Annotated in this window: 15 protein-coding genes; 12 read left to right on the forward strand and 3 right to left on the reverse strand. The window is 61.5% G+C overall.

The annotated features are described in order from the left end of the window. From tssF to ABVK50_RS32355, 12 genes are read left to right on the forward strand one after another with little or no spacing between them, the layout of a single operon-like run. Window positions 1–1,875 (forward strand): type VI secretion system baseplate subunit TssF, encoded by a 1,875-nt coding sequence (gene tssF, locus ABVK50_RS32300; protein WP_353646387.1) that lies wholly within the window; start codon window positions 1–3, stop codon window positions 1,873–1,875. Beyond that, on the forward strand, window positions 1,839–2,900 hold the full coding sequence (gene tssG, locus ABVK50_RS32305) for a type VI secretion system baseplate subunit TssG (RefSeq protein ID WP_353646388.1): 1,062 nt from the start codon (window positions 1,839–1,841) through the stop codon (window positions 2,898–2,900). The genes tssF and tssG overlap by 37 nt, the downstream gene beginning before the upstream one ends. Next, complete coding sequence (tagH, locus tag ABVK50_RS32310; protein ID WP_353646389.1) at window positions 2,897–4,180, forward strand: type VI secretion system-associated FHA domain protein TagH; 1,284 nt, start codon at window positions 2,897–2,899, stop codon at window positions 4,178–4,180. The genes tssG and tagH overlap by 4 nt, the downstream gene beginning before the upstream one ends. Before the next feature lie 3 nt (window positions 4,181–4,183). Continuing rightward, complete coding sequence (tssJ, locus tag ABVK50_RS32315) at window positions 4,184–4,642, forward strand: type VI secretion system lipoprotein TssJ (protein WP_353646390.1); 459 nt, start codon at window positions 4,184–4,186, stop codon at window positions 4,640–4,642. 13 nt (window positions 4,643–4,655) lie between these two features. Beyond that, on the forward strand, window positions 4,656–5,990 hold the full coding sequence (tssK, locus tag ABVK50_RS32320) for a type VI secretion system baseplate subunit TssK (protein ID WP_353646391.1): 1,335 nt from the start codon (window positions 4,656–4,658) through the stop codon (window positions 5,988–5,990). 4 nt (window positions 5,991–5,994) lie between these two features. Beyond that, entirely contained in the window at window positions 5,995–7,323 is a 1,329-nt protein-coding gene (gene icmH, locus ABVK50_RS32325) for a type IVB secretion system protein IcmH/DotU (protein WP_353646392.1), read from the forward strand. Between the two features lies 1 nt (window position 7,324). Next, the gene (gene tssM, locus ABVK50_RS32330; protein WP_353646393.1) at window positions 7,325–10,861 is read left to right on the forward strand and encodes a type VI secretion system membrane subunit TssM; all 3,537 of its coding nucleotides are present in this window, start codon (window positions 7,325–7,327) and stop codon (window positions 10,859–10,861) included. Next, the gene (tagF, locus tag ABVK50_RS32335; RefSeq protein ID WP_353646394.1) at window positions 10,843–11,385 is read left to right on the forward strand and encodes a type VI secretion system-associated protein TagF; all 543 of its coding nucleotides are present in this window, start codon (window positions 10,843–10,845) and stop codon (window positions 11,383–11,385) included. Before tssM ends, tagF begins: the two co-directional genes overlap by 19 nt. Further along, on the forward strand, window positions 11,385–12,494 hold the full coding sequence (locus tag ABVK50_RS32340) for a DUF2169 domain-containing protein (protein WP_353646395.1): 1,110 nt from the start codon (window positions 11,385–11,387) through the stop codon (window positions 12,492–12,494). The genes tagF and ABVK50_RS32340 overlap by 1 nt, the downstream gene beginning before the upstream one ends. Continuing rightward, complete coding sequence (locus tag ABVK50_RS32345; protein ID WP_353646396.1) at window positions 12,491–13,504, forward strand: 3-oxoacyl-ACP synthase; 1,014 nt, start codon at window positions 12,491–12,493, stop codon at window positions 13,502–13,504. The genes ABVK50_RS32340 and ABVK50_RS32345 overlap by 4 nt, the downstream gene beginning before the upstream one ends. Next, a complete protein-coding gene (locus ABVK50_RS32350; RefSeq protein WP_353646397.1) occupies window positions 13,501–14,616 on the forward strand; it encodes a DUF4150 domain-containing protein in 1,116 nt (371 codons plus the stop codon). Before ABVK50_RS32345 ends, ABVK50_RS32350 begins: the two co-directional genes overlap by 4 nt. A 14-nt stretch (window positions 14,617–14,630) precedes the next feature. After that, complete coding sequence (locus ABVK50_RS32355; protein WP_353646398.1) at window positions 14,631–15,536, forward strand: hypothetical protein; 906 nt, start codon at window positions 14,631–14,633, stop codon at window positions 15,534–15,536. 9 nt (window positions 15,537–15,545) lie between these two features. On the opposite strand, the gene ABVK50_RS32360 is transcribed toward ABVK50_RS32355, so the two are convergent. The 3 genes from ABVK50_RS32360 to ABVK50_RS32370 are packed head-to-tail and all read right to left on the reverse strand — an operon-like array spanning window position 15,546 to window position 18,651. After that, window positions 15,546–15,890, reverse strand: a complete 345-nt coding sequence (locus ABVK50_RS32360; RefSeq protein WP_353646399.1) for a hypothetical protein — start codon at window positions 15,888–15,890, stop codon at window positions 15,546–15,548. Beyond that, complete coding sequence (locus ABVK50_RS32365) at window positions 15,887–16,312, reverse strand: DUF6484 domain-containing protein (RefSeq protein WP_353646400.1); 426 nt, start codon at window positions 16,310–16,312, stop codon at window positions 15,887–15,889. The genes ABVK50_RS32360 and ABVK50_RS32365 overlap by 4 nt, the downstream gene beginning before the upstream one ends. An 8-nt stretch (window positions 16,313–16,320) precedes the next feature. Continuing rightward, complete coding sequence (locus ABVK50_RS32370; RefSeq protein WP_353646401.1) at window positions 16,321–18,651, reverse strand: type VI secretion system tip protein VgrG; 2,331 nt, start codon at window positions 18,649–18,651, stop codon at window positions 16,321–16,323. Window positions 18,652–18,678 lie beyond the last annotated feature (27 nt).

An 18,678-nucleotide genomic window follows, 5' to 3' on the forward strand; every position in this document is an offset into this window, starting at 1 on the left:
ATGGACCGGGTCTTCCTGGAGTATTATGAGGAGGAACTGACCCACATCCGCGCGCTCGCGTCAGAATTTGCGGAGATGCATCCGGCAGTGGCCCGCAATCTCTCGCTCGATACGGTCCCCTGCCCGGACCCGTATGTCGAGCGCCTGCTTGACGGTGTCGCATTTCTTGCGGCGCGTACGCGCCTGAAGGTGGACGCGGAGCGCTCGCGTTTTTCGCGCAGCGTGCTTGATGTCCTCTATCCCGATCTTGTCGCACCGACGCCGGCAACCGCATTGGCGGTGCTGAAACCCGGTCAGCAGGTCCAGACGATGATCGGCGGGCATGTCGTGCCACGCAACACGCGCCTCGTGTCCAGCCTGAAGCCTGGCTTGTCGACGCGCTGTACGTTCACCACGGCCCAGGAGGTGACGCTTTGGCCGATAGAGGTGGCCTCGGTCAGCTATTTCCAGGACCGCAGCGCCCTCGCCGCCGCTGGCATAACTCCGGTCAACGGTGTTGGTGGCGAAGCGGCGCTTCGACTTACGCTCGCCCGAAACGGCAAAGGCAAGCTTGGCGAATTGGCGATTGACCGGCTCGACTTATATTTTGCCGGACGCACGAAGGCGCCGGTTCTTTTCGACGCGGTTTTCGGCTCCTGCTCGGCGCTGGGCGCACGGGCGGAAGGCAAAGCCAACCGATTGATGGCCTTGCCGCCACCAGAGATGGCGGGCATCAGCGATGACGAGGCGCTGATGCCGCGCACCCGCCAGACATTCGAAGGCTATCGTCTTCTGCGGGAATATTTCATCATGCCTGACCGCTTCTACTACGCGCGGCTTCGCGGGCTGCAGCCGGTCGTGCGCCAATGCGATGCCGGTTTGGAAATCATCTTTCTGTTCCGGCGCCCGGTACCCGAGCTTTCGGACGTAACCGTAGCGGATTTCGAACTGTTTGCCACGCCCATCATCAATCTCTTCGAACGTGAGTGTGACGTCGTCGAACTCGATCCCCGCAAGACCCGGCAGGCGCTTTATGCTGACCGAACCCGGCCGCGCGACTTCGAGATCTACCGAGTTCTGCGTGCCGAGGACGCCGACGCTGAGGGAGCGGACGCGGTGATACCGGCGCTCTTCAGTCTGGGACAAAACCGCGGCTCCGGCTGGGTCTACTCGACGGAACGTCGCCCTCGCCGCGCGACCGAGGATGAACGTCGTCAGGGCATGACGCGCACTTCATATGCGGGGGATGACGTTTTTCTTGCCGTCTCGCGTCCAGCCGACTCCACCGCGAACCGCCCGCTCAAGCGCGTCGACATCGTGGCGCTTTGCACGAACCGTGATCTGCCAATTCTCGACGATACGCCAACTTTGTCGCCCGAAAGCGGCGATCCGATCGACTCAACCAGGCTCCTGGGCGCGTTGAGGACACCACAGCCAGCCATCCCGGCGAGCTTGCCCGCTGGCGCGGAAGGCGAATCGCGGGCGGACGACCTGGCATGGCGCCTTGTGGCGCAGCTTTCGCTCAATTTCCTCAGCCTTGCCAAGGAAGGAAAGGGAGTTGAGCCGCTTCATGCGCTCCTCGACCTTTACGCCGACCGGGGAGACCCGGGGGTCGCCCGCCACGTTCGCGCGATCGCTCGCATTGATGCGCGTCCGGTAATCGAACGGCTGGCGATCGAAGGGCCCATGTGTTTCGGCCGGGGTATCGAGGTCACGTTGCATGTCGACCAATCTGTGCTCGCCGGACAAAGTTCGCTGCTGCTTTCCGCCTTGCTTGCCCGGCTGTTTGCCCGCCACGCTGGGATAAACGGCTTCGTTCGGACCCGCACGCGGCTGCTCCAGAGCCAGGAGGATGTGCCATGGCCGATGACGCCCGGCAATCGCCACCTGATATAAACAGGCCCGGACCCCTTTCCGAAACGTTCGACTTTTTCGAGCTCCTTCGCCAGCTTGAGCGTGGAAGCGATCTGTTTGGCCATTCCGGCCGGCCGGAACGCGAACCGGCGCGACTTGGGCAACACGTGCGCCTTGGATTTGCCATACAGGACGTGGTCGAATTCCGCGAAGCCGCCGGCAATCGTCCCGCACGGGTGACCGTGGCCAATCTCGGATTGATGGGACCGGAAGGTCCCCTGCCCCTGCACATGACCCGCTGGGTGCTCGATCGCTTGTCGCAGCGCTGGTTTGCCGGCGCCGACGCACAGCAGACCAGCGACACCACCTTCATCGACTTCGTCAACATTCTCCAACACCGCATGATCACCCTGTTCTATCGCGCCTGGGCGGACGCACATCCAGGAGTGCAGGTCGAACGGGCGGTGGGCGGCCGTGTTCGCGCCATGCTCGAGGCAATGGCGGGTATTGGGCTTCCAGGGACACACAATACCGCGCACTCTGATATCGATGCGGTCAAGCTTCGTCAGGCAGCAGCGCTGGCCAGTCAGGTGGATGGACCCGAACGCCTGACCCTGTTTGTTGCAGAGGCCTTCAAAGTGCCTGTCGAGCTCAAGGAGTTTGTCGCCGCATGGATGACGATACCTGCGGCGCTGCAAACTCGGCTGGGCAAGGTTCATGCTGCGCTCGGCCGCAGCGCGACGGTCGGGCCAAGAAGTTTCAGCCGCCAAAGCCGGGTCGAACTTCGCATCGGCCCTCTGCGCTACGAGGATTTCAGGGCGTTCCTGCCCGGCGGGGAGCGGCTGGCGGTGTTGAAAAAGTCCATACGGGATCTGATGGGAGAGTTGCTCGATATCGATTTGCGAATCGTGCTTGCGCGTGAGGAAGTGCCTGCGGCCCGGATCGGGACCGCTCAGCTTGCGCGGACAGCCTGGCTTGCGCCGCCCGTCGAAAGGGGCGATGCTGAAGACATGCGCCTGCGCACGATTGTGGGATGGCGGCCGGAAATGGCGGGAGCAGCGGCATGAGTTTGCTTCTCACGCTCGAGCAAGGACCACGGAACCAGCTGGTACGAGAGACCCGGCTGGACACGGGCAAACTGGTGATCGGGCGCAGTCCTGAGGCGGACTGGCAGATCCAGGATCCCGACATGTTCGTGTCACGCGCCCATTGCACGATCACCGCAGACGAGGACGGCTATTTCGTCACTGACACCTCCAGCAGCGGCCTGTTCATAGACGGCTCGGCCGAGCCGCTGGGAGCAGGCAATTCGGCCAGGCTGCGCAACGGCATGCGGCTGAGGCTCGGCGAATATGTTGTATGGGTTGACCTCCAGGCAGAGGCGGCGGCGCCGGCGGCTTTCCAGACTCCGCCGCAGCCCGCTTCGCCAGGACCCGTCAATCTGGGGGGCGACGATTTCTTCTCGCTGAAGGTTGACGATGAGCCCAAGGCGCCGCGGCCGGCCGACCTTCCCGATCCATTCGACCATCCCGAGCCCGGCGCGTTTGCCGCCGCCGAACGCGAAGCGGCCCGGCACAATTCGCCAGCTTTCGACGACCCGTTCAGCCTCGATCCGGTGGCGACGCCGCCCTCACCTCACGCCGCCAGGTTCAATGGAGGCGCCCGTGACAGCATAGCCTCGTCGGGCGGCTGGACCGATGCCGCGCGGGCGCCGCAAGCCGAGCCCCGCCGAGCGCAAACGCCCGAGGATGCTGCGAAGGCGCCCGCACCTGCCTCCGATGCCGCGCTGCGGGCCGCCTTCCTGCGCGGAATGGGCCTTGACTCAGCGGAATACCCGAGTCGAGACTTAATTGCCGAAATGGAGAGGTTCGGCCGCGAATACCGCATGATGATGGAGGGCCTGATGCAGCTTCTGCGCAAACGCGCAGACGAGAAAGGCAATGCCCGCGTTGCGCAGACGGTGGTAGGGGCATCGGACGTCAATCCGCTTAAATTTCTGCCGACAGTGGACGACGTTCTTGGCACCATGCTTGCGGACCGCAGCCCGGGCTTCCTCGCCAGCGAGCCGGCTATTGCGGACGCGGTCCGGGACCTTGCCCAGCATCATGTCCGTGCATGGAGAGGCGTGCAAGGTGCCCTTCGCAAGATGATCGACCGTTTCGATCCGGCCTTGGTCGAAGAGGAGCTGAAATCCAGCTCCGCCATGGAAACCCTTTTGGCGGGGGGACGCAGCGCCAAGCTTTGGGAGCTCTACCAGAAGCGCCATCGCGAACTAGCCCTCAGCGCGGAATCCCGCTTCATGGGCGAGATCGGCGCTGATTTCCGCAACGCCTATGAAGGGGAATAAAGCATGATCCACAGGCGCGGTTTCATCATCACACTGGGAGCGGCTGGCCTTCTGGCCAGTTGCCAGAGCTCGCCGAAGCCGACGACGGTCACCGTCAACCTGCGCGGTCAGGAAGGCATGAACCCGGGTCCGGGCGGTGGCGACCGTCCTGTCACAGTTCAGTTGCTGCGGCTTAAGGGAACGGGCGCACTCAATTCGGCCGATTATTTCGCCCTGCAGTCCGGGCCGGCCGGCGTATTGGGCGGCGATCTTGTCGGCATCGACCAGGTCACTGTTGCACCCGGCGGCAGCGCCAGCAAGACGATCGGCTTCGAACCCGAAGCCACCTCACTTGGCGTGGTGGCGCTGGTTCGTGAGCCCGGCGGGCGCACCTGGCGTACGTCAACGGCCATCCCGGCCGGAACGAGCACGATCGTCAACGTCACGCTTGCCGGCGGCGGCATATCGCTTGGGCGCGGATGAAGGAAACGTTCCGATGAGCGACGCCAACAGGGTGCTGTGGTCCGAGGGAATGTTCCTTCGGACCCAGCACTTCCAGCAACAGGATCGCTTCCTGGAAGCCACCGTGCGCGGCGCTCTGCAGGCAGGACAATTGCACACCTTCGGGTTCCGATCGCTAACGCTGGATCCAGCTCTGCTCGAGGCAGGCCAGGTTTCGATAACGTCGGCGCGCGGCATCTTTCCCGACGGCACACCGTTTGCGATACCAGAATTGATGGACGCGCCATTGCCGCTGGCCATTACCAGCGCGATGGGCGAAGGTTTCGTACAGCTGGCATTGCCGCTTGAGCCGCCTGGCGGCGTCAGTTTCGACCCCGCCCATGCCGAACCGACCGGGGCGCGGTATCGAGGCCGCATCCAGGCGGTACGCGACGCGATCCAAGGCGGGGCCGATCCCGAGGAGATCGAGATTGCGAGGCCACAGGCCTTGCTGCTTGCGCCTGGCAAGACGCTCAGCGGGTACACCGCGCTGCCGATTGCAGACATAAAGGGACTGCGCGCCGATGGCGGCGTGGCGCTTGAGGAAACCTTCCTTCCGCCATCCCTCGCGACCGGCTCGGTACCCTGGTACGCGCAGCTCCTGCAGGAGGTGATCACCGGGCTTGACCGGATCGCCGAAGCGCATGTCAAGCTGGTGCTGGGCGGTCCAGGACGCAGCGTCGAGGATCTGTTGATGCTCAACCTGGCCAACGCGGCCCGGCCGCGTCTTGCCCACATATTGGAGCAAGACGTCTATCACCCGGCCGAACTCTACAAAGAACTTGCAGGGTTGGCCGGATCAATGGCGACTTATGGCTCCAGTTCGCGGCGGCTCAGTGAACTGCCCATATACAATCATATGGCGCCCGGCCCTGCTTTCGCGATGCTGGCCGATACCTTGCGTTCGCTGATCCTCAGCCTGCGATACGTCGAGCCCAAGTCGCGTGCCCTGCCGGTCATGCAGCACTCCACCAATGTCTGGAAGGTGCGGATCGACAATCCGAAGCTTCTGCTACAGAGCCGCATTGTGGTTCGTATCGGCTCGGACCTTTCGGACGATGCGCTGCGCAAGATATTCGTCAACCAGGCGACAGTAGGATCGGCCGGTGAGTTTGAGGGGCTGTGGAAATCGCGGCTGCCTGGAATTCCGCTGAAGCCTTTGCACTCCCAGCCACGCGAAATTCCCTATGACGGCGACCGGCTGTGCCTTGAACTCGATCAGAAGAGTGAGCACTGGGCCTCGCTGCTCGACGCGCCTGGCTTCGTCATCGGAGTTTCCGGCGTGCTTCCCAGCGAGCCGCAGGTTGACTGCTATTCGGTAAATAGGTGACGCGATGAGCAGGGACGATCCTTTCGGCATGTCGGAGGATCGCGAACGGACACGCATCCGCCTGGTCGGCGCACCGATGCGGCGGGAGGTTCCGCCATTGCCGCCGAGGGCGGCGTTGAAACGCACGCGGACACATCCAAATCCGCTTATCAACGCCTTCGCTCCCCTGCTGGAATTTGCGCCGGAACTCGAAAGCGCGCTTGCGCCTGATAACCCGGAAGCATTGCGTACCCGGCTGCTTGAGGAACTCATCCGGGCGCGCGACGCCGTGGTCGCCACCGGCGCATCGCTGGCAAGGGCAGACATGGCCGCCTGGGTTGTAGGAGCCTTGCTCGACGACCTCGCGCTCAATACTCCCTGGGGGGGCGCCAGCGCCTGGCCACGTCAGCCACTGGTCGTGATGATGCAAGGCGATGTCGACGCCGGCGCCCAGTTTTTTGCCCGCCTTGAGGAACTGGAGCGGCATCCAAACCGGGATCGCGATCTGCTGGAGCTTCAGTATTATTGCCTGGCGCTTGGCTTCCGCGGCAAGTATCGCGTGCCCGGCCGGTCGGGGGACCGCTCGCTCAACGCGGTTCGCGCCGCCGCCGCACGCTTTCTACGTAACGCCGACGCCGAAGACGCGCCGCTGTCGCCGCATTGGAAGGGAGTGGATGCATCCGACGAGCCGCAGCGCTTCACCTTGCCGATTTGGGTGATGGGTTTGATGGCGGCTGTTCTGGCCCTGGCGATCCATGTCGGGTTTTCGATCCAGCTGAGCAGCCAGGCAACCGAACTCGCCACGCTGGTCCGGGCCATTCCACCGCTCGATCGGGCGGAGGTCGAGCGCGCCCAGCCGGCCGAGCCGCAGTCGCCGCAGCCGGTCACGCCGGTCGAATTCGAGCTGCTGCCCGAATTCAGGGCCGCTGCCCCTGCCGCAACCTTGGAGGCCCTGAAGGGACGCGAAAGTGTCTCGCTGGCGAGGCTCGTCATCCAGGATACGAACCCTGAAGTGTTCCAGTCTTCGCGCGACAAACTGACCGAAGGCTTTGAACCGCTAATCGCATCTATCGCCAAGGTCATCCTGGAAAACGAGGAACTAATCGGCAACATCACGGTGATCGGCCATACCGACAGCATCCCGCTGCAGCGGACCAACCCGCTTTCGACCAACCAGCGGCTGTCGGAGGCGCGCGCGGCGACGATTGCGGACATTCTGGTCCAGAACGGCGTGCCGCGCGATCGCGTGCGCGCCGAGGGCCGGGCCGCTACCGATCCGGTGGCCGATGACAGCACCCGCGAGGGACGTGCCTTGAACCGCCGCGTCGAAGTGCTGGTCGAAAAGAGGCTCTGAGATGTTTATTCTGCGCTTCATCTGGTCCGTCCTGACGTCGCGCTGGCTGTGGACGTTAATTGGCCTGATCCTGCTGTCGGCCATCATCTGGTTCTTCGGCCCACTCGTCAGCGTAGGAAACTATGCGCCGCTCTCTTCGGAGATTGCGCGCATCATAGTCATCGCAGCGCTGGTCGTCCTCTGGCTGATCCGGCTGATCGTCGTGCAGCGCCGCGCGATCCTTGCCAACCGCATGTTTGTCGCCGAGATCGCGGCTCCAGTGGAGAAAGCGGCGCCCAGCCCTGGCGAGGAAAGCGTGGCGGCGGTGGGCGCCAAGTTCCAGGAGGTGATGGGCGAACTGAAGCGCCGAAAGCTCGGTGGTCGCAAGTTCCTGCGCGAAATGCCCTGGTATGTGATCGTCGGCCCGCCCGCCACGGGCAAGACCACCGCGCTTCGGCAGGCAGGGCTGAACTTTCCCGTCGACCTCACCGACGATCTGCAGGGGGTTGGCGGCACCCGCAACTGCGACTGGTTTTTCTCCGAGCATGCGGTGCTGATCGACACGGCCGGCCGTTATGTCCAGCAGGAAAGCCAGCCGGACGTCGACGCGGCGGAATGGCTAGGCTTTCTTGACCTGTTGAAGAAGCATCGCGGGCGACGGGCCCTCAACGGCGTTATCGTCGCGCTTTCGATCGACGCTCTGTCGGAAGGTGACGAGGCCATCCGCACGCACGGGCGCAAAATCCGCAAACGCCTTCTGGAATTGCGGGAGCGGCTGGAAATTCGCCTTCCGGTCTATCTGATGCTGACCAAGGCCGACCTGATCAAGGGGTTCGAGCCGTTCTTCGATGGACTGTCGACGGCTGCCCGGGAGCAGGTCTGGGGCACGACCTTCGCCACCGACGCGCAACCGGATGCCGGCGTTGTGGCCGGCGAAGTCTCTACGCTTGCGGCCGAGCTCGAAAAGCGATTGGTGCCGCTGCTCGAGCGTGAGGAGACGCTTGCCGCGCGCGCCGAGATCTTCCGCTTTCCCGGTCAGGTCGAGAGCCTGTCGCAGCCGATCCAGACCTTGTTCGAGGCTATATTCGGCGAGAGCCGCTACGAGGAAAGCCCCTGGCTGCGTGGCATTTATCTGACCTCGGCGACCCAGGAAGGCGCCCCGATCGATCGGCTGACGGCCGCCCTCGCCTCTTCCTTCGGCTTGCCGCAGCAACACGCCAGGCCGGCGCGCCGGATCGACAAGCGCAGCTTCTTTCTTAAAAACCTGCTCACCGATGTCGTCTTCCGTGAAGCCGGTCTCGGCACATTCGATCCGCTTGCTCAGCGCCGCCGTCTCTGGATCTGGCGCGGCGCCGCTGCGGCAGCTACCGCAGCTGTATTGCTGCTGGGGCTGCTGAGCACGCTCTCCTACCTCGACAACCGGTCCGCGGTGGCCGCGCAGGCGGCCCAGTTCGAAGCGCTGCGGGCGCCATTGACGCCGATCGCCGAGAGCAATGCGCCGGTCGATCCGCTCGATATCGACATCGCCCTGGCGGCGGTCGACCAGGTGGCGAGCGCCCGCACCGAGCCGCCCGGCGGGGTGCGCAACCTGCTTGGCCCGTCGGCTCGGGCCGAGTTGGTACGTGCGCAGACCGACGCATACGAAAATACCCTCCGCAACATACTCGAGCCGCGCATGGTGGCGCTGCTCGAAGCCACCATGTGGCGGCAAATTCGCGATCCCGAATATCTGCTCGGCGCGCTCAAGACCTACCGGATGATGACGGGTCTGTCGCAGATGGATCCGGAATTCGTCCAGCAGTGGTGGCTGAACGAGCTTCCTGAATTCGCACCAACACAGCCATTTCCGAGCCAGGAAGCCGCTGACCATCAGGTGGCGGCGATTGCGCGCATGGCGGTCGAGGAAAGCTATGTCGCACCCGACGAAGCATTGATCGGCCAGGCCCTGAAAAGCATCTGCTCGATCTCTCTGCCTGTGCGCGCATATAAGGCCTTGCTCGCCGATCCCGCCGTCGCGGAACTGAAGGAATGGGTTCCCGCGAATTTCGCGGGCCCCAACGGATCTAAGGTCCTCACCCGGCGTTCCGGCAAGACCTTGCGCATAGGTATACCGGGCGCCTTCACCTATTCAGGGTTCCAGGATGTTGTGCTCGACCGCTTGGACGAGGTCGCGGCCCAGGCCGCACTCGACCGGACGGTCTTCGCCGGCGGCTGCTCTGAAAATGCGGAGACCTCCATTCCTGCGCTTTCAGCCGACATCCTCAAGCTGTATTACGAGGATTTCATCGCCAAGTGGGACGGCTTCCTGCGTGACGTCAGGCTCGCGCCGCTCACGAATCTCGCCACTGCCAGCGAGAATTTGAAGGACCTTTCCAGTGCCGATTCCGCGCTGAAGCGCCTGGTTACCGCGGTCGTGCGCGAGACCGAGCTCACCCGCGCGGACGAGGAAGCCGCAGATGACAAGGGGCCGCCCAAGGCAGCGTCCAAGGTGCTTTCGAAGTTCGGCAAGATCGGGAAGCTGGCCAAGAAAGGCATCAAACTCCTTCCCCGGACCGGCGCAACGGCCGAGGTCGACCTGACCGGTTCGCTTGTCGCCGACCATTTCAAGCCCCTCAAGGGCGCTATCGCCGAAGTGGACGGGCAGCCACCATCGCTGGACGCGACGGTGGCCGCGCTCACCGCATTGTCGAATGTTCTGCAGACCTTGTCGGCCAGCCCGGACCCGCAGGACGCGATCAAGCGGCAGGGCGGGCTTGGCGAATTGATCGGAGCGGTGGCGGCGACGGCCCAGGCGCTGCCCGATCCTATCGACGACTGGCTTGGCGGCCTTGCAGGCGACGCCACCGGGCTGACGGAGCGGGCCGTCACCTCGCAGCTCAATGCGATCTGGCGCGCCGACATCCTGCCATTCTGCCAGGCCGCGCTCGCCAACCGCTATCCGTTCGATCCAAACAGCGCCATCGATGTCAACATTCGCGACTTCCAGCGCCTCTTCGGCCCGGGGGGCATGATCGACAGCTTCATCAACGACCATTTGATCAGCTATGTCGACACTGCATCCAAGCCATGGAAATGGCGGGCCGATTTCGGGTTGGATCCGACTGTGCTTGCGGCTTTCGAACAGGCGCGCCTCATCCGCGACGACCTGTTCGCCGGCGGCAGCGGCCCGACGATGAGCTTTACGCTCGAGCCGAAGGACCTGTCTCCAAGCGTGGCGCGGATAACGCTCAACCTCGACGGACAGAACCTAGTCTATTTCAACAATGCCACTCGCCCCCAGCCGATGACCTGGCCCGGCAAGGACGGCACCGGAGTGATCACGCTTGCCTTCCAGCCGGTTGACGGCTCGCCCGAGGTCATCGTGAGCGAGACAGGCAGTTGGGCCTGGCTGCGCATGCTGCGCGGCGGCCAGTTCACCAATGGGGACCTGCCGGAGGTTTACAAGCTGCGCTTGGGCGCGCGCAACTACCATGCGGATTTCGAGTTGCGCGCCTCAAGCGTCGAGAACCCTTACAACCTCAAGATGTTCGCGAGATTTACATGCCCCGAGAAGATCTGAGCGTGCCAGGGTTCTATGGCAAGGTGCCGGCCGCGGGGGATTTTGTCGGTCGAGGGCTACCGCGCGACTTTGTCCGCCGGTGGGATCGATGGTTGGCGCAACACCTTGCCCCGTTGGTCGGCGCCCAGTTCTGGCCTTGGCCCCTGGCATTGCGCTTTCTTGCCGGTCCTGGCTGTTTCGGGCCGGCGACCGGCATAATCCTACAGAGCACCGACAAGGCCGGCAGGCGTTTTCCCTTGAGTATCGTCACACCGCTCCCCGCGGCCTCGATGGCGATGGCACGCGCCGATGCCTGGTTTGCCGAAATCGAGGATGCCGGCGTCGGCGCCCAGCTCGGCGAACTCACGCCCGACGAACTCGAAGCCGCGCTGGTCCACCTACCCGCTCCAACAGCCCAGGCAGGCGAGGACTTCGTCGACGGCATGGTGATGTGGACCGCGCGTTCCGACATTTTCGACATCGATCCTGATGCGCCGCAAGCGGTTCTGGAGCGGCTGCTAGCTGCGTGGGCGGAGGTTGGCTGATGCAAATCTGGAACCAGATGGGGTACCCCCACGAGTTCACGATGGGCATGGACAAGGCTGGCCACGAATACATCCTCGTGGTTGTCAAGGGCACCTTCGATTTTCCCGACACGCCTGGAGGTCCGGTGCGCAAATCCGCTGAACAAGCGGCGTTGATTTACGCGGACACACAGACCGGCGAGCCGGGTTATTCGGCAACGCTTTGGGAAACCGATTTCGCCTTCCGCAAGCCACGCTGCGACGTGATCGCGAATGGATGCGCCTATGCGCCCAACGGGCGGCCGGTCGAGCGAGTCACGGTCGGCATCAAGGTGGGCAGCTGGTCGAAAACCTTCGAGGTTGTGGGTTACCGCGAATGGCGCCCCATAGGCCCCCTGTTCACAGCCACAACGCCGCAGCCCTTCATCAAGATGCCGATCAGCTACGACAATGCCTGGGGCGGCGTCGACAAACTCGACCCCGAAGACAAGCTTCCAGCGAGCTTCAAGCACAATCCGGTTGGCACTGGTTGGTCGCGTACGAAGAACCAGCGCTTCATTCCCGGCCTGCGCCTTCCAAATACGCAAGCGATTGGTGAGGAGATCCGTGCGCCCTTCGGCGACTACAAGCCGATGAGTTTTGGGCCGATTGGGCGCGGCTGGCCCGGCCGCATCGAATATGGCGGCACCTACGATCAAAACTGGATAGATAATGTCTTTCCGTTCCTGCCGTCCGATTTTGATGAGCGATACTTTCAAATGGCTGCGCCTGACCAGCAGATCGATCCGCCTCGCGGCGGTGAAGAAGTGCAGTTGGTTAATTTGACACCGCAGGGCCGCGAGAGTTTTCGTCTGCCGGACACAGCGCTGCCGATGACACTTTTCAGGGGACGGGCGAGGTCCTTTGATGCGCCGGTGCTAGCCGACACGATCCTGTTCGACCCGGAGAACCGAAACTTCTCGCTGGTATGGCGCGTGTCGCAACGGCTGCAACGAACAATCCTGGATTTCAGCGAGTGCTGGATCGGCCCGCCAACGCGCGGCATGCTACGGGCCAAGCTCACAGGTAAGCGTTACCTGCGTGGGTTCGACTTGCCTCTGCGCGACAACGAGGGGGCCGAAGCCGCATGAAACCCAGCCTCGACATGATTTCGGCGGGCATGGTTACGGCTGTCGGGCTTGATGCGCCCTCAAGTTGCGCAGCGATGCGGGCAGGGCTCGACGGATTTCAGGAGACGCGATTTGTCGGACCCGGCGGCGACTGGTTGATCGGCGCGCCGGTCCCGCTCCCGCGCAACTGGATGGGCGCAAAGCGCCTTGCTCACATGGCCGCCGCAGCCATCATTGAAGCGTTCGAAGCGGTACCTGAGGCTCGTGGCCAGACCGCTCTCATCCTCTGCCTCGCCGAGGAGAACCGCCCCGGGCGCCTCGCGCCTGACAGCGAACACCTACTCACTCAAATCGAGCAAATAGCCGAGGTCGCTTGCCCCACCCGATCCCGTGTCGTCGCCCATGGCCGCCCGTCCGGACACGTCGCTCTCGACTCAGCCCGCCGTCTGCTCGCCTCCCGCGCCACTTCCTTTGTGATGATTGTAGGGGTGGATAGCTATCTAACCTCGCAGAGCATCAGCCATTATCTCGCTCGGCAGCGATTGCTTACAACACAGAACTCGAATGGCTTCATCCCGGGCGAAGCTGCTGCCGCGATTCTCTGCGCCGCCGGTGGCGGAATTGCGCACCTCAGGGGTCTAGGCCTCGCACGGGAACAAGCCCGCATCTATAATGAGATGGATCTCCCCTTCCGAGCAGAAGGGATGACAACGGCCTATAGGGAAGCGTTTGCCGGGGCAGGATGTCTCCATTCAGATGTGGCTCTCAAGATGGGAGACCTCGTCGGCGAAACCTATTGGTTCCAGCAGTGTGCCCTAGCCATGCTGCGCACACAGCGGGAGCGCTCGAAGGTGCAGCCCATCTGGGCACTGGGCGGGAGCTTGGGGAACATCGGGGCGGCCGCTGTCCCAGTCATGCTGGGCTGGGCGATGTCGGCGATACAGCGCAATTATGCGCCATCGGGGCCAATCTTGATCGAGGCATCGGGCGACGATGGCGCATGCGGCGCTGCCGTGGTGGAGGCAAAATGACGGTCTTCGCAAACGGGCGAGAAATTTCGGCGGAAGCCCAAGGATGCAAGGTCATTGCCGCATTTCCCGACACATGCTTCACCCCGCCCGAAAATCCTGCAACGCCCCCGGGTGTACCCGTCCCATATCCTGATTTTGGGGTCGATTCCGATCTCACCTCAGGTAGCGGAAGTGTTAAGATCGGGAACAAGCCGATCAGCCAGGAAAATAGCAGCCACTACAAGAAATGCACCGGCGATGAGGCCGGAGCGGCAGCCAAGAAGGGGCTGATCACTTCACAAAACCGGGGGAAAATTTACGCCCAAGCCTGGTCGGCGGACGTGAAAGTCGAGAGCAAGGGCGTCGCGCGGTTGGGTGACATGGCCACCAGCAATCATGCAAGCAATACGGGCGACACACCTACCATGGTGATCGTCGGTACTCCCGGGCCACCGCCGCCGCCGCCGCATAACAAGTGCCAGCTAACCACATACAATCCGAACGATTGTCCCGAAGGCGAAACCCCACACCACTTGATTGGTGACGCTCAGTTCAAGCCGCCTGGCGACGGTGCGCCATATTACAACGGTTGCCAGAATTTGACCCATGCCAGCGGACTTTGCATTTGTCTGCAGGGCATGGTGAAGACTTCTACTATTCCTGACTCAGAGATCGAGGGTTTGGGGCTTGATCCGAATCGCACTGCGGGGGGATCGCAGATGCGCGTCAGCGGAATGGGTGACCGTCGGCAGAACCAGGCGTTTATGAATGCGACTCGCCAAAACACGGGCCGCACTGCGTCGATGTTTCCTGGCTGGGCCGGAGCGTCGCCCTACGATATGACTTTGGGCGAACACGGTCGGTTCCACGAGCAGTACGACAACATCGTCGGTGCAATTGGTGCGGGTAATACCCCGGAGAACACGATAACACTTGACCAAAGCGCGGATGTGGCGGCAGACCTATGCTGTAGGATGCACGGTTGCGATCCGGAAGACATCAAGAAGCAGATCACTGATCATTATGGGAACATGGGCATTCCCCCAGAGACACGCCTTCGGTCGGGCATCGAGAATTCCCGGAACCCCGCCACACAGCCTGCGCCCGGCACACCAATGGGCATAGTACCGTGACGACATATCGGACGATGACCCCATCAGACCTTCCGGTGACGTATCTGGACGGAGCTGCGCTAACCGGAGGTGGCGCGGTGGTCATATCTGCTGTTTGGGGACTCAAGGATACGATTGATCGCACGACGCGTATTTTGCATGTGGCTGACGATGTCGTGAGCTACATCGACGTGCCCGAGAACATCATCTCAGTGGTTCAGGTTCCTGATGGAACAGGAACCGTTATAGGGCTGGCAAAATCGGGGGTCGTTTTGCCAGTGTTTCCCGAGCTTGGTACGCCGGAACCGATGGGCCGATCGGGCGCCTCCAAATTGATCAGTTTGCACGCAAATGCAGATGAGCAATTCGCGTGCGGCCTCAATGGTCAGATCTACCGACGCACCCACGGGCATTGGCAGCCATTCGACGATGGACTCTACACCCCAAAGGTCAGCTCAATCTCACCGCACCTTAGGGGTATTGCTGGACGGTCGCGAGACGAGATGCTCGTCACGGTCGGCCTGTTTGGCATGATCGCTGAGTTTGGCGGCGGGGAATGGACAAAGGTGGAGATTCCAACTAACTGCAGTTTCGAAAATTTGGTCGAAGTCCGTAGAGGAGAATTCTTGGTCTGCGGTGACAGAGGCCTGTTGGCTGTCGGTTCAAGCGGGTCCTGGAGCATTGCGGACACTGGAACCAACGTCACGTTCTGGGATGTCGATAAATTCCAGGGCAAGCTGTTTCTATCGAGCTTCGATGGGATCTTTGAATACAACACTAAGCGCGAGAGCATTCAACAAGTTGATTTTGATATGGGTTTTATGCCTGGCACTTACAAACTCAGCGCGTCAACCACAGAGCTTTGGTCTTTCGGGCAGGATTCAATACTTTGCTTCGACGGTCGTAACTGGCGCCGGCTCAAGATTCCATCCAACGGGTAATGGCGACGCCTATGCGTCTTGAACGTGTCTATCAAGATAAGATCTGACCTTGTCTAGATTCAATTCCTTTATCCTGGTGTCCGATGCATAATTCAGCATCCTAACGACAAAGAGTTCGCCCCGCTCAGGAAACTGTACGTACATCTCAACTGCAATCTTCAATCCATCTTTGCCTGCGACTCGCAGGCCATCGAGATGTGCTTCCAGCCGATCGACAACGCGCGACATGCGTTCCTCGTCCATTTCGGGGTTCTCGCCGGGATGCAGCAGATTGTAATCGTACAAAGACCACAAGAATGCTGCCATCTCCGCATGCTGGCGCACAATTTCATATAGCGCAGGCGCCGCCATCAATTAAGATTCACTGTTCCGCCGCGAATTCGGTTCGTCGCGCTGGCGTGGCTAGTAAGGTGGGTTCCCCTGACTACAATCCTCCCATCGCTCTCCATGATTATAACCGCCTTGCCGCAGCGCAGTTCTATGCGTTTGTCGGCGGCGATGCGCACAGTCTCGCCATCGCGAGAGACCATCGGCGCCGCATTCGATACATGAGGATCGACAACGGGGCCGATGATCAATGGTCTTTCCGGGTCACCTTCTTCGAACAAAAGCGCCACTTCGGTGCCGACCATCGTTAAAGTCAAAGCAGAAAGACTTCGCGCCGTCTGGGCCATCGGACTTGGATTTCCGGCGTAGACCACAAGCGGCCCATTTTCGCCAAACCCAATAAGGACCCCGATTACCACACCGTCGATTCGTGATAAATTGTCGATCATAACATCTCTCAGTTTTGCTTAATCGCTGACCCCTTCATCACTATGTCGCTGGACGCCTTGGCGTTGATTTTGCCACTCGCCTTAACAGTGATGTCCTTGCCGCTGATCTCCACGGAACCGTCTTTCTTCATTATAATTGAAGACCTGCCGCACTTGATAGTAATTTGATCGCCAGCATCTATAAGCAGATTCTTCCCGACTTTCTGAGAACTGTCCTCGCCGACGGTTACGCCGCTTGCCTTCGCAATGTTCAGCGCATAGGCACCGCCAATATCAGTTGCGGCATCTTTTCCGACCTTAGCGACCCTACCGCCAGCAATCTGAGAAGCTTGATCTCCCCCAACCTTGATGCCTTGGTCGGCACCAATCTCGATACTTTGTCCTGCGCCTACCTCCCAACTGTCGCTGGTGCCGACGCTGTGACTTTGGCTCAAGCCGACACTGACGGACCGAGTCGCGCCGATATCATTCGATTGGAGTCCGCCTACGCTGCGTTGCTCCGCCGCGCCGACGGAGTCGATGCGCGCCGCGCCCACCGTGATTGTTTGAAGCAGCGCCACCGTCTGGGTGTGATTCATGCCGATCGTCTCTGTCGAACTCGAGCCGATGCTGATCGTCTCACTCGATCCCACCGTCAGCGAGCGGTTCTTGCCCACCGTTTCGGCGTCGTTCGAGCCGATGTTCGTCGTCTGGTCGACGCCGACCTTGACGGTCTTGTTGTTGCCGACGTCCTCGTCGAGGTTGTGGCCGACCGAGTGCTTGGCGTCGTGGTCGATGCGGTCGGACTGGTCGTGCTGGACGAGCTTGGTCCGGTCGTTCTTGATCAGAAGGTTGTGGTCCTTCTGCGCCTGGAAGTTGACCAGTTCGGAGCCGGCCTTGTCCTCGAACATCAGCTCGTTATAGCCGCCGCCGCCGAGCGAGGAGTTCGACTTCCAGCCGGATTGCGTGGCGCTGCCCGGCAGTCCGTAGGGCGGCATCTGCGCTGCGTTGTAGACTCGTCCGGTGATGATCGGCAAGTCTGGATCGCCCTCGATGAAGTCAACGATTACCTCCTGGCCAATGCGCGGTATCTGGATGAAGCCCCAGCCGCTGCCGGCCCAGCTTTGCGATACGCGCACAAAGCAGGAACTGTTCTGGTCCTTCTTGCCTTTACGATCCCAGTGGAACTGGACTTTCACCCGCGCATATTCGTCGGTGAAAATCTCCTCTCCGGACGGCCCGACAACCGTAGCAGTTTGCGGCCCGCGCATGATCGGTCTTGGCGTAATCCGCGGTGGACGATAGGGCAAAGTGGTCGGCGCCACACCCAAAACCACCTGGAAGTTCTCTCCCTCTGTCTCGACGCCGCTTCGATATCCCGGATCGAACAGTTTGTATTCGGCGCTGAGCACCAGATATTCCTGGTTCTGGTCCTCGCGCGGGAAGCCCTCCAGCTTGAAGGTACACCCCGAAAACAGGCCACGAACCGTCCCCGCAGCTGCAATGCGCTGGTGCGGAGCCTGAATTTCCTCGCGCCTGATCGCAGCAATCTTGTCGCCGCGGCCGACATCCAGATGCGCGCCGGGTTGGCGATAATTCTCGCCGGAATCCAGCTTGTGACTGAGCGTCTGGACCGATTGCGCCTTCAGGTCTGCGCCTGGCTTCTTGAAGTCATAGTCGGTGTGAGCATAGGCTCCAGGCCTCACGGAACTTCCCGGCACCCAATCGGTGATGTATTCGACGTCACGCCGCGCGCCCTGCCCCTCGAAGTGATACGGCACCGTTCCATAGCCTGGCGCCGGCTTGAGCTTGCTCATCGCGTCAACCAGGATCAGCGTGTGCTCCCCGTCGGCATACTCGAAGAAATACATGATGCCTTCATGTTCGAGCAAGCGTTGCACAAAATCCAGATCGGTCTCGTCATACTGCACGCAGTATTCCCGGGGTTGGTAGGATCCTTGCAGCCTCTTTTCCATCTTGGGCGAGCCGTGCTTTGAAAAAATCTCCTCCACAATTTCAATGACGCTCATGGCCTGAAAAATGCGGCAGTCGGTCGTATTTCCAAGGAACCATAACCAGGGTCGGACGACTGCTTCGTAATATGCGAGCCTATCTTCGATGCGGGTCAGACGGAACTCCGAGATGAGGCCGCTGAACCAGCGTTTCGGGTCTGCTGACTCGCCTTCGATCGAGACCGTTCCGCCGAGCATTTTGAGCGGGTTGATATCCGGATCGGTGCTTACGAAACCTACCGTGAAGGCAAAGCAGCGGCTGATTTCATCACGGCCCAGGAGATGAGTGAAGGTCAGTGTCGTAGGACCGACCGGTGTCTTGACGATTGCGGCACGATTACTTGCCATACGCGTCGCGCCTCATCATGTACTGAT

The sequence above is a fragment of the Mesorhizobium sp. WSM2240 genome (assembly GCF_040438645.1).
GTDB lineage: Bacteria > Pseudomonadota > Alphaproteobacteria > Rhizobiales > Rhizobiaceae > Allomesorhizobium.